Here is a 12425-nt window from a genome sequence, read left to right as displayed (position 1 = left end):
ATGCAACTTTCTAAGCGACCTGTGGTGTATACGTTACCGTCCTATAGCTTGACGGGAGATTTGTTGGGATTCTTGCGTTGTGGGCTTCAGTACCGCTATACGCGGATTGGCAACTTGCCATCGACTCGTCCCGTTCAGGCTTGGTTCGGGCAATTTATTCACGGAGTATTGGAAGAGTCCTATCGTCGATTTGATGAGTCACGGAGAAGGGGAGAGAAGAACTTGCCTCCTTGGTCTGAGGAGACGATCACTGAAATTTGCGATCTGATCAAGAAACGACTAGCCGCCCAGCAGCTTTTCCCTTGGGGAGAGGACTTGGAGGAGTTGGGTAACGCTAGAGCAAGGGTTGCTGTGAATGAGTTGGGAGCAGAGCTATTTCCATTGATTCACCGAGCGGAGGTGAGGCTGACGGGTGCGCGATCGTTGCCAATTGATCTCATTCCAGAGGAGTATCGCTTTCGGGAAGCCGATCGCTACGAGATGATGGGTGTGATCGATGTGGTAACTAACGTGCAACTTTACGACCCAGATTTGTGGGGAAACCTATTGGTAAAGGAGCTTTTGACAGATTTTAAGGCGCGATCGCTGCGTCCGCCCAGTGAGTTTGAGGTAATTCTCGACTATAAGGGGATGCGTCGTCCATCGTTAAAGCCATTTGACCCAAATAAGCCAAGTTTTTGGGACATTTACGGTTGGCAAGCCCAAACCTATGCCCATTTGCGGCAGGCACAGGAGGATAGTTTGCCTGTAATGGCTGGGGCGATTATTTACTTGAATGAGTTGCTGCCAACGAGGGGAGATTTGCGGCGATTGCGCGAGGAGATTGCTAGAGGGGAGACGGATGTAGTGCCAGAAAAGGGAAGTGAGGCGGAACGCATTTTGCGGGAGTGGAAAGGTCGCAAGGATGAGCCGATTCCTACTTTGCCATTTGAGTTTCGGCTGAAACGGGCTTTGCGCCTGTTGCCTGTGACAGAGGAAACTATTGCTCATGCGTTGCAGGAGTTTGACAATGCAGTTGCCCGCATTGAGGTGTGTCGGGGTAAGGAGTTGAAGCATGGACGGGTGCTGTCTACTTGGGAGAAGAATGCGGAGGATGAGAGTACTTGTACTGCCTGTGATGCTCGGACATTTTGCCCTAGCTATACTGCTGAGAGTGAGCCAAAGTTGCCTTTGGTAAAGGATGGGTAAAGTTGTCTAATTCAATCTTTAAGGTAAAACAAAGATTTGTTTGTGAATATTTCTGAGTTTGGTGGGCGAATTTTATGTAATGAGTTAAAGTAGGCAGTAAGTCTTTTTATGTGGTGTGTTCAGCAAACATGAAGCAAGGAGATAAACATGAAATACACAACTAAAAAAGTAGAAATACTCAAGAATCTGAAGAGTCGTGTAGGTGAATGGCTAACAGTTTCTGGCGCTACATTTATTGAAGATAAAAAAACGATCTCTCTTGGTAGTGAACCTATAGACTTTCTTGTGATTGAACCATTCCCAATCGTAATAGAGGTTATTTGGTTTAATCGGATTATGTGGCAGTACAAGGCAAAGAATATCTTGGCTCAGCGGATTAATCTTGCTAGCCAATATGGGCGATATATACCAGTTGTTGCAGTTACAATCCGAGAAAATGAGCATGAACTAGAAATTAATCAAGGTGAGAATGGTTCTTTATTCTTTGATGCAGTTCTTGATGGTGAAGAGTTGCCAGATTTTAATGAGTTTAGAAGTTCTATTAAGCTTAACAAGTTAGTTCAAGACATTTTAGATAGAGGGGATTCTAAAGACTTTCATATCACAGAGTCTCAGGATATAGAATCTATGTGGCGAGAGTCGCTTAATCTCTCTAGTCTTTTAGCAGATAAAGTTGCTACAGATTCTATTGGAGAAAGTTTGAGGGTTTTAGCAAGAAATTGCTTGGATGAAAATAGAACTCAAAATCTACAACATCTTTCTAGCATAAGAAATGATCAGCAAGCACTACAAGTATCTTCGAGATTTAAGAATGAGTTTGAGAAGATTATTCAAAATACAATCCAATCAAGGTTTGGAGGTGAGTTTGAACATCCACAAGTCGCTGAGAGATGGTTACAGCAGAACTACAAGTTGCCTACACCAAAGCCCCTAATTTGGCGATCTCCAGATGGGAGAGGCGTAGCTATTAAAATTTTGTTTGCGCCTCAACCTGCCCATGAAAATAATCGAGCTAGACAGTTAATTTCAGATGCATGGATGATTAGAGCTTTATTGGAAAACAAGGTTGACGACTTATTAATTTTGCTGGAAAGGACTGAGGATAATAAACCAACGAATTATTTTATAAATGTGTTGGAATCTGCGGGTTGGACAGTTTTACCTTGGGACTTTGCCCAAAAGCGTCCTCTCTTCATGGAATTTCTCTTTGAAGATAAAGAAGCCTTTTATGAGCGGATCGCCAAAGTCTATGTCTGAAAAGCTTCCGCAAGAGATCCAAGCTCTACAAGATATTATTAACCGAGCTGAAACGTCAGACATTGCAGTTTATCGGGAGCTAAAAAAGTCACAAGCACTTGTAGAACAAGAATTTTATACAGAAGCGGCTTTACGTCTTGGCAGGTCAGTTGAAGCAAGTATTTATAGTACGGCTAGAGATCTTGGTGTGTCGGTATCTGTAGCTGGATTAGGAACTCTCGATCAAATAGGAGATAAGATCAAGGTGGCTCAGGTAACTATTGCCCAAGGTCAAGTGACAGATGGCATCAAAAAACTACTGGAGTGCATCAGTGATTTAGTACGTTCTGTAGATCTGTTGGTTGAATCCAATAACTCTCAACAAAGTATTGCTGCATCTCGTGAAAGACCTTTGCCAAATCGACAACTTTACAAAGCTTTTCAGGAGCAAATTGGAAGATTGCCAGAAAATAATGGAACTTTTGATAGGAATGCGATTAGGAAAAGGCTAGGCATGGAATCATCACAGGTAGACGAACTTTTACAGATTCGTAACAAGGCGGCGCATCCATCTTTGGATGGGAATGAGCGTGAGGTGGATATGGAAGAGTATATAAATCTTGTTGGCAAGGTTTCTACGGTGATTGCTACTTTGTTTGATATTAAGTTGATTTTGCAATCCATAGATCGATGAAACTATTTAGCAACCTAAAGGAAGTTACAGTTGGATGAGACAAAAATTAAGACTAGACTTGGGTTGATTATTCAAGGACTCGTAAGATCCTAACTCATGTTACGCAGAAGCATAAAAAGGTTTTAGGGACTGCCATTTCAGTTAAGAGATTGGAGAAGTAATTGCTAACCCATGCCACTAGATTACAAACTTCGCTTGCGAGCATAACCCTTTAACCGTTCCGCCACCCTGCGCTGAATACCCAACCCCACAAGCTCCTCAACACTCAACCTTGCCAAATCCTTCAAACTCTCAATTCCCGACTCCTCCAACTTCCGAATCGATCGCACCCCAATTTTTAGCTTCCCTTGCGGAGCAAGTCGGCGCATTTCGCATAACATTACCCCTAAAGGAGAACAATACTTCAGATGTTCCATCAACTCGTAAACCTGCATCTCCATCATCGCAAAACAACGCTTTACTAACTTAATGCGATCGCTATCCGCCCGACATTCCTCCCGCAAATGATAGTAAAACGTCCGCACATCCAACAACTTCGAGATCCCCGACAGCAACCACAACAACTCATCCCGCCAACGCTCCTCAATTCCTTCCAAACCCTCCACCTTAAACCGTCGCTCAATATCCGTCATGCCACAACCCTGTGACCTTTCCCACAGTACGATCGCATGAAACATCGCTGAGTAACACAACTTCACAGCCCATTCATCCCCCGACTTACCCGACTTCGGCGGATATAATCCCAGCGAACCTAAAACCTCATTTGCTTTGGAAAATCCCACCTTGCCCTGCATCCACTTGCGAAACAACAATGGAACCAAATTTGGATTAGCCTCACACCAACTATCAACCGCTTCCACCAACTTCACACTATACCTACGCAAACTTGGCGATCGCTCGGATAGGAGATAGAGCAAAAGTAAAAAATCAAGCGATCGCCACGCTTGCAACAACTCGTCAGCAGGATCAACCGTCAGCAAGTCGCGAATTAATTGCCCAAAGGCAGAAGCCACAGGTAAAGGTAGCACTGCTAAGGTTGCCTTTTTACCTAACACAGTGAGGCGATAGGTCTTTAACTCTGGATCGCCATAGGCAAGGGTTTGTCCCTCCAACCAACGCAAGGCGATCGGCACTTGACTGACCAACTGCTGTCCGCCTAGCGATCGCCCGAAAAATGCTTGCAGTTGAGCAAGGGTTGCTCCCCGATCGTCCCATCGAGACAACAAAGCAGCTAAAAAAGCCGTTGCCGTGGGTGCGGTCTTTGTCTTCTCCCGATCGACACTTTTCTTGAAGCCAATATTTCGATCTTGCTCAAATACCGATGCGATCGCAGGTAATTCTTCACTCTGCAAAGCTGTGGTGAGCGTCTCTGCTGTCCAACCCTCACCCTCACGCACCACAACGGCAGACACACCTTCACGATTACCTCGTCCTGCGCGACCCATCATCTGCAACAGATCGGCAATGCTCACAGCACCTTCCATCGGAAAAGTGCTGTCCCTAACTAACACATGGGTCGCAGGCAAATTAATCCCCATAGCCAAAGCTGTAGTCGTCACAATTACCTTCGCCTCACCCGTCACAAACTGTTGCCGAGACTTTTCTCTCTGGGTTTGACTCATCTTGGCATGGTAAGCGATCGCAATAATCTTCCGATCCGTTTGTAAAAATGTCGCTAACTTTTCCGCCGATTTGGTTTGATAGACAAAAACTAAAGCTTGTGACTCAGGCGTTTGCAAATGCTTCTCCAGCCAATCTGCCACAACAATATTCGCATCCTCTTCCTTCTCCAATGCCAATACCCATTTGGCAAGAGGAGGTTGTCTTTTTGCTACCGACACCATATCGCAAGGGCTAAGCCAAGCTTGCAACTTCTCAGGATTGCCCAAGGTTGCCGATAGCAAAACCAATCTCGGTGGCATCGGTAAACATAATAGAGAAGTGATTAAGCACTCCAGAGTTGCTCCTCTGTGTTTGGAACCAATCAGATGCGCCTCATCAACACATACAGCCCCAATCGTTGACAGCCACTGACCATGAGCAGGATTTCGCAAAAGTGCTTCCAGCCGCTCAGGAGTCGCCACAATAATTTCACCACCTACAGGCGGATCGCTCGGCAACTCACTTTCAATGCGATAGTCTCCTGTCGAAATCCGCACTGCTATCTTTTTCCCGAAGACCTTACTTAATCGCTTAGCCGTAAGTTCTAATTCATCCACTTTCTCTCTAGCTAAAGCCCTTAGTGGCTCAATCAAAATCGCTCGGTGATCGCTATGGATTGCCTCTAAGAGAACTAGCAAACCCACCAAACTTTTGCCGCTATTGGTCGGAGATGAAACAATCAGATTGCGGCGCGATTCTAAAACTCGCATCTCTCCCAAAGCCTTTATCTGCACCTGTCGGGGAGTGGTATTGGGCGCTAAGATCGCGATCGCCTTTTGCCAAACTGGATCGAGATTGAGAGATTGCCAATCAGCATTTCTAGGACTAAGCGACTCACCTGATTTACCGCAAAAAATTTGTTGCATTTGTCGCACAATTAATTTTCTAATTTCCTTGAGAGTTGAGGATCACAACCCCTATCTAAAAGAACGAAACAAGCCTAATAACTGCTCAGATGCTGCTAAAGGTAAAGTAGCTCCCGTTGCCGTTGCTAAGTTATGAAGTGCTAAATGCAAGCGATCGGTAGGAGTCGGTTCAATCAAGGTCAAACTAGGATTGCTCCACAACTTCCCATCAGCAGCATACTTCACGTAGGAACTACTATCCACCGAATCCACACCAACTCGAAAAAGCTCCTTAACTAATTCAGGTTTACCTAATCCAAAAACATGTAGAGGCAAGTCACCAATCTCTTCGCGAACTGCTTCGGCGATCGCCAAAACTAAGGGTAAATCCTGAGATCGCGGCACTAGCCCACCAATGGCAATACCATCGAATCCTTGCCCGACATAAGCCTTAGCACAGGCACGCGCCGACTTTATATCCCAGCCCTGCACGCAAGCATAAAGGGGAAGATCGCGACGACGACGGTTGTTAATTGCCCATAGTGCATTAGCGATTGTTAGTTCCTGTCTTCGTTTTGCTTCCTTTTTGTCTAATTTAGGCGGAATCGGAAAATCGAGGGTAAAGGCAACATCGGCAACTTGTTCTTGAAATTCCAATACGGCTTTTGGGTGGATCACCTCTACTTCATCAGTTTCCACATTTTTGATTTCCAGTATGCCTAAGCGATCGCGTTTGACGATCTTGGCATTCTCAAATAAAGCCGCAAATCCTCCCGAATCAACCAACATCGGCAAGTTAGGCAACTGAGCCGCAGTCATTTGTTTGGCATAGTAATGGCTGACCATCACTGCGGGAGCAAGTCTCGGCAAATAAGGACGAATTAAGTTGTCGAGTGGATATTTCTGTCCAAAAGTTGTGACAGGGATATAGGCAGGAAATGCGATCGCGCCTTTACGAGTTTGTAATTTACGATTTTCTATATTCATATTCTTCCTCTTGGACGATGTATAGGTTTCCCTTGTGGATCGAAACAACTCTTACAAGTTCCAGGGAAAGCAGCTATCAAACGGTTTAACATATCAGGATCATTCTGAAAGACTGTCATCCAAATTGACCAAAAACCTTGTCCTTGAGCAGTACGCACAATTTGATTTCTCATTTGAGGTGTGTCATTATTTTGCAAATCTCTTAAGGATGATTGAGCTATCTCTAAAGCTGTAAGACGTTCTTGCCAACGGACATCTGCTGATCCATACTTATATTTAGGGTGTCCAGGCTTTCGATCTAAACCAAGTAAGTCTATTGTATTTTTTGCAATTACTTGTTCTGTAATAGATAGAGAAAGATTAACACTTATAGCTCCACTACTCAAATGACATTCCAAAATCCTGAAGGTATTATCTACATCAGACCAATAAAAATCTTTTCTCTTTATTTTAGAATGTCCTTTAATGTCATTACAAACTCTACATGAAATCAAAAAATTATGCCAATTAGTCTCTAATTTAGAGAAATGTGTTTTTGGTAAAATATGCTCAACATCAATTAACTGTGTAAGCGGTTTCTCACAATAAGAACAGTATCTCCCTATCCTTTGTAAAAGTTCGGGCTTAGCATCACCATGTTCTTTAAAAGATATTCGGACTCCTGTTGTTGGATTAGTAGGTACACTGCCACGTTCGACTGGACGCATATTTACTCTCCCAATGCTGCAAGCTTTTTCATCTTTAAAAAAGCATAGTACGCAACATTATCACTATATGGCTCAATGAGGTCATCTAGCTCTATCTTCAGTCTTTCAATTTCTTCTGGAGATGCTTGGGAAGTATTTTCTAGCATTTGATAGTATCTTTCAGCTACATCCATCATTTTCTGATAACGATCAGCTCTGTGCGTTTGAGGAACATGCATAACATTTTCAGCAATATCTTCTATGCTTTTATTCTCATATTCTGCTGCTGGTATAGAGTCAGGATTATTGAGGTCAATTAGTTCGCCTTCTCTCAAAGATTGAATGATATGCTCAGAATGAGTAGTTGTAATAAATTGGATTTTGGGAAATGTACGTTTTAAGTCATCAACAACTCGACGTTGCCAATTAGGATGAAGATGTAAATCAATTTCATCAATCAGAACTACTCCTTGAGTTTCTTTGGGTGCATTAGCTTCTAGATGAGGATTTAGAACAATAGAACGATATGCAATGTCCGCAACCATTCCAATCATATTTTTAACACCATCACTCAATTTTACAAATTGTTGCGACTTACCATCAAGCGATCTAACAATTAAAGTATCTTCATTAGCATCATAATTCATCTCAACCCAGCCATCTATTTGAGAAGTCGATAGGGCATTTGAAATTGCTTGATGAATTTTAACTGCCTTTTCTAAGATTTGAACATCTTCAAACTTGAACCAATCAAGGATTAAATTGGATCTAGGTTCAAGGCAATCAGTGTATCCCCAAAAGCGAGATTCCCTTGCTAATGCGTTTTTCATGTTATCAAAGTCTGATTGAGTTTTACTCACCACCCAGAGCCTACGTGTTCCATAATATGCTATTAAGGGAAGCGGTGTATCTCTAACTTCTTCCACTTGTCTATTTAAATTATCTATAAATTCAGTAATATTTGAAGATAGTGAGGGAACATGACCAGTAGAGCGTGCAGTAGCTCCATACACAGCCTTGAGAGAACTTGACCACTTAATCTCAAATTCATTAATTACAGATTTACAAACTATTTCAACAGGTAATTTATTCTCAACTCTCCCATTATTCCTAACTTGTCTAATATCTGAATCTTGAATCCGACTGAGCCACATATTTGGTTCATATATTCTATAAAGCTTTGAAGCGAATGCACCAATTATTAATGCTAATGCTTCTACAGAAGTCGTTTTACCTTTGCCGTTATCGCCAATGAAGACATTGAATTGATCGGAAAACTCAAAGGTCTTCTGGTCAAAACACCGAAAATTCTTTAGTTCGAGCTGGCGGATTTTCATGTTAGTCCTCGCGCGATCGCCTTATTGCTTACATCAGATGGGTAGTCATACCACAACCCCTTGAGGTCAAGCCCCTCGGTTGATTGCTTAATACTTTTTAATGAGCTTAGCAAAAACTGGTCATGACGAAAGATGCGGACTGCCAGAATATGCTTACAAACATTACCCTTAGCTGCATCAGGACAATCACAGTCATAAATATTCTGATGACAAGTGACCAGATGCGGATCTAGCCCACCAACCACCCGATAAACATTACCTTCATTGCCTGTAACCCGCAATTCTAAGGCTCGGCGCAAGCGGTAAGGATCGATCGCATCAGGGAAAGTATTAGAGACAATCGTATTAGTTGTAATTTCTTCTCGATAGCGAAAAGCAGAAAAGCGATCTCCTACCATTTCATTCGCCGCATCAATCCACTTCTGTAAGCGTTTCTGAGATATACCCTCAGTAATAACTTCTGAGGACTCTGTAAGTGCTAAATCCTCAAGATCATGAATACCCAATTCCTTGAGACGTTTAGCAAATTTTGCGCCAATACCTGAAACTGATGTCAGGGTTACAGTGCTTTCATCTAAGCCACCAGAGATCATGCGCTCTAATACTTTGACTTTTTCTGCCAAAGGGATAACTTCAGGATCTTCAAAATCTGGAGATTGGATCGTCGTACAGATATTCGCCATTGCTAACAACAATCTCTGCATTGCGGCGCGAACACATTCCACCTCAAAGGCATAGCAACCTCTTGCTTCAGCGATCGCCACTCCATCACCTGATCTCGTCCAGTCCCTTGCAATTAAAGCCGTGTGAATTGCTGCTAAGAGTTGTTTGCCGTCAATTCCCAAAAGCGATCGCAGTTTTGCGCGTTCCCATCCCAGCAAAACCGATGGTTCTTTGGAGAGAGTTTCGCCTAGATCTTCAAGCTGCTCGTAATCGACAGGGATGAGAGGCTGATAGTCGGGACAACTTGCCACTAGCAAGATCAGATCGAAAAAGTTTAACTGCAAAGGCGATCGCAAGACTCTCACCCATAGCAAAACGGTCTGGGGCGATAGGAGATGGCGCATCGCTACATAGCCTAGTTTAGTGGCTTTGAGATAGGTGCGTTCATCGGATTTCCATTCCTCCAGCATTCTGGCTTTTAGCATATCTCTCACGACTTTCTCGACCGAGGGCAAAGTCCCTTGTTTTGCCGCAAGCGATCGCCCAAATACGCCTTGCAGTTGTGTCACCGTGCGACATAATCCACTGGCAACTTCTGTAATTACCTGCTCTGCGAGAGCATTCACATTTGCTAAGCCCGACTTAATCGGCTCAAATTTCCCTTGAGGATACTGATCGGCATGACTATCCCAAGAGGGACTTAACAATACGACTTCACCTTCGAGATCGAGTCCTAGTCGTCCTGCTCGTCCTGCTCTCTGCCACACACTATTCACCTGTAGCGGCACAAAGTCGATTCCGTCAAACCCTTGCAGGTCATAGAGAATTACCTGTCTGGCAGGTAGGTTAAGTCCCATTTCTAAGGTTGCCGTTGCCACCAGAACTTCTAATTTGCCATTACGAAAATTTTGCTCGATCTCTTTGCGTTCTTGCTTTTCTATTCCTGCGTGGTGATGGGCAACTTGCCAATCGCGTTCTTGCAATAGTTTCGATAGGAACTCGGCGCGACGACGACTTTGGACAAAAACTAGACTTTTGCCACCCACTGCCAAATTGCGCTCAAGTTCGTGGACTAGTAGCTCTGGTTTGTCTTGGGCGCGTTTGTAATGAGCGATTTTCCAAGTCAGAGGAATGGGGCGATCGCTAGCGTAAAACTCGACCCCATTTAACCAGTCGGCAAGCTCTCGGCGATTGCCCAAGGTTGCGGACAATCCTAAAATGCGGATAAAGGGATTTAAACGCAAAAATCGCATTAAGGCAGCTTCTAACTTTGCCCCACGATGGCGATCGCCTAGTAAGTGAAATTCATCTACCACTACCAGATCGACATCAGGAATCCAAGCCCAGTGCGATCGCCAGTTGCGTGTGCAAGCATCAAACTTTTCAGGAGTCATTACCATCAGTTGCGCTTTTTCGTAAGGCACGGGATAGTTACTGTTTTCATAGTCTCCCGTAAATACGCCAACAAGATGAGGCGCAAAGGTGGTTTGCCATTTTGTCGTTAGTTCTGATGCCAAAGCCTTTAGCGGAGCAAGGTAGATTGCTCTTTTGCCTCTAGCGATCGTGTGGGCGATCGCCTGTTCGGCTAGCCATGTCTTGCCGCTACCTGTGGGCATTTGCAAAATACAACTAAATCCCGATGTCAAAATGCCGCTATCGAGGATTTGCTGTTGTACAGGCGAAGTGCAGCTAGTTTTACGGCTTGAGACTGCTAAACTTTTGGACATAATTATCAACAAGCATTACTTCTCACTAAAAGTGTAGCACTACTTTTAGTGTTTATTGACAAAAACACTAAAAGTAAAAATCTGAGTTGATGATTTTCAATCTCAAAAAAAGTTGTATGGACGATCAATCGAAAAATTTATGCTATTTACTATGGAGTCAAAAACATCCACGTTCAAAGTGGAGCAAAGTGCTTGCCACTTGGATTGACAGTAGTGAGACAAGAGCAAAAGAGCTACTCAATGGGGAAAAGCTATCTGACAAAGAGCAACAAGAACTCGGAAAACATATTGAAATAAGTAAGGATGACTTAGAAGTTCTAATACTTGGTGACTTATTTGAGAAATACAGGAGTCAATATAATATCTGGCAGGAAAATATACTGTACTTACTCAATGAAATTTTAAGGTATGGGCAGCAAGGTGAACTCGCTGAACGCCTAAATATTGGTGATGAAGTAATTTCTAATTGGAAAAAGCGTAAACACATTCCAGCCAAGAAACACAAAGAGGAAATTCAAAAATTCTTTAAAATTTCTAGTTGTGTAGATTTAGAAAAAGAACCAATTTTTTTATTGTCAAGTCCTACTAACATAGATGAAAAAAAGCAATGGCTCCAAGAGCGTATTGGTAAAATCGACGATCGCGAGTTAGATCGGCTTTTCCCTGCTCTCGAAAAGTTATTGGCGGAGGAGTAAACTATCAGCAAACAAAACAGGTAATAATACCCTTAGCCAAAACTAATCCAGTATGAAATTACCTAATGGCGATCGCGCCGATATTCCTATACGCAAGTTGATTGACTATTGCTTAAATGTTAACCACCCTAAAGGTAAGGACAAAGCCAGAGTTTTTCAAGCTAAGCTAGGAATTACAATGGAAAATACTGAGCAGCTTTTACAACTTATTCAAGTAGCTGCTGTAGAAGGTGAAGTTGTGCAACAAAGTACTACTGCATTTGGGCAACAATACAAAGTGGACTGGATAATCCCTAACTCTGAGGGAGTGGAACTCCGTACCACTTGGGAAATTGCCATAGGAACTGATTATCCAAGATTGATCACTGCTTTTGTGAGGCGATAGAACAATGAATACTAAGAATACTAAAAAGCTACTCGACCCTGTGGCTATTCTTAAACCCATCCCTGCTGAGAGGCTTACACTTCTTGAATCGGATTATCAATCAGCTTCTTATTTGCCTAGTGGGTTAGTGGGAACAATTGTGGAAATACGCCCAAAAGATAATGAAAATTACTACTTAGTTGAGTTTGCGGATTCCTATGGATGTGAATATGCGATGGCATACTTAAAAGCGAATGAATTTATTGTGCTTCAGTATGAGCTTGTTGCTGCCTGACTTACTTGCTGCGAAGTTACGCTCAATGGGTATCGATCCCGATCTG

Annotated in this window: 11 protein-coding genes; 6 read left to right on the top strand and 5 right to left on the bottom strand. The window is 43.1% G+C overall.

Annotation, left to right across the window (positions count from 1 at the left end):
* The 3 genes from PseudUWO310_RS08350 to PseudUWO310_RS08340 all read left to right on the top strand — a co-directional run bounded on the left by PseudUWO310_RS08350 (position 1) and on the right by PseudUWO310_RS08340 (position 3118).
* On the top strand, positions 1–1188 hold the full coding sequence (locus PseudUWO310_RS08350) for a PD-(D/E)XK nuclease family protein (RefSeq protein ID WP_190315953.1): 1188 nt from the start codon (positions 1–3) through the stop codon (positions 1186–1188).
* Between the two features lie 147 nt (positions 1189–1335).
* Positions 1336–2445: a hypothetical protein gene (locus PseudUWO310_RS08345; RefSeq protein ID WP_142600226.1), complete on the top strand. Its 1110-nt coding sequence runs from the start codon at positions 1336–1338 to the stop codon at positions 2443–2445.
* A complete protein-coding gene (locus PseudUWO310_RS08340) occupies positions 2438–3118 on the top strand; it encodes a hypothetical protein (protein ID WP_190315952.1) in 681 nt (226 codons plus the stop codon). Before PseudUWO310_RS08345 ends, PseudUWO310_RS08340 begins: the two co-directional genes overlap by 8 nt.
* A 182-nt stretch (positions 3119–3300) precedes the next feature.
* Here PseudUWO310_RS08340 and PseudUWO310_RS08335 read toward each other — a convergent pair whose 3' ends face one another.
* Genes PseudUWO310_RS08335 through PseudUWO310_RS08315 form a run of 5 tightly spaced genes read right to left on the bottom strand, consistent with a single transcriptional unit; the run spans position 3301 to position 11025 of the window.
* Positions 3301–5646, bottom strand: coding sequence for a DEAD/DEAH box helicase (locus PseudUWO310_RS08335; RefSeq protein ID WP_142600224.1), 2346 nt, complete (start codon positions 5644–5646; stop codon positions 3301–3303).
* A 51-nt stretch (positions 5647–5697) separates the two neighbouring features.
* Positions 5698–6612 (bottom strand): tRNA-guanine transglycosylase, encoded by a 915-nt coding sequence (locus tag PseudUWO310_RS08330; protein ID WP_142600223.1) that lies wholly within the window; start codon positions 6610–6612, stop codon positions 5698–5700.
* Positions 6609–7319, bottom strand: a complete 711-nt coding sequence (locus tag PseudUWO310_RS08325) for an HNH endonuclease (protein ID WP_142600222.1) — start codon at positions 7317–7319, stop codon at positions 6609–6611. The genes PseudUWO310_RS08330 and PseudUWO310_RS08325 overlap by 4 nt, the downstream gene beginning before the upstream one ends.
* 2 nt (positions 7320–7321) lie before the next feature.
* Positions 7322–8635 (bottom strand): AAA family ATPase, encoded by a 1314-nt coding sequence (locus tag PseudUWO310_RS08320; protein WP_142600221.1) that lies wholly within the window; start codon positions 8633–8635, stop codon positions 7322–7324.
* A complete protein-coding gene (locus tag PseudUWO310_RS08315; RefSeq protein ID WP_142600220.1) occupies positions 8632–11025 on the bottom strand; it encodes a DEAD/DEAH box helicase in 2394 nt (797 codons plus the stop codon). The genes PseudUWO310_RS08320 and PseudUWO310_RS08315 overlap by 4 nt, the downstream gene beginning before the upstream one ends.
* Before the next feature lie 116 nt (positions 11026–11141).
* Here PseudUWO310_RS08315 and PseudUWO310_RS08310 point away from each other — a divergent pair, with 116 nt between their 5' ends.
* Genes PseudUWO310_RS08310 through PseudUWO310_RS08300 form a run of 3 tightly spaced genes read left to right on the top strand, consistent with a single transcriptional unit; the run spans position 11142 to position 12379 of the window.
* On the top strand, positions 11142–11720 hold the full coding sequence (locus tag PseudUWO310_RS08310; protein ID WP_142600219.1) for a bacteriophage CI repressor: 579 nt from the start codon (positions 11142–11144) through the stop codon (positions 11718–11720).
* Between the two features lie 52 nt (positions 11721–11772).
* Positions 11773–12105 (top strand): DUF6883 domain-containing protein, encoded by a 333-nt coding sequence (locus PseudUWO310_RS08305; protein WP_142600218.1) that lies wholly within the window; start codon positions 11773–11775, stop codon positions 12103–12105.
* Between the two features lie 4 nt (positions 12106–12109).
* Complete coding sequence (locus PseudUWO310_RS08300; RefSeq protein WP_142600217.1) at positions 12110–12379, top strand: DUF4926 domain-containing protein; 270 nt, start codon at positions 12110–12112, stop codon at positions 12377–12379.
* Positions 12380–12425: the final 46 nt, after the last annotated feature.

This window comes from Pseudanabaena sp. UWO310 (assembly GCF_006861605.1).
GTDB lineage: Bacteria > Cyanobacteriota > Cyanobacteriia > Pseudanabaenales > Pseudanabaenaceae > Pseudanabaena.
The sequence above is the reverse complement of the archived record's forward strand: the minus strand, read 5'-3'. Positions and strand labels throughout refer to the sequence as shown.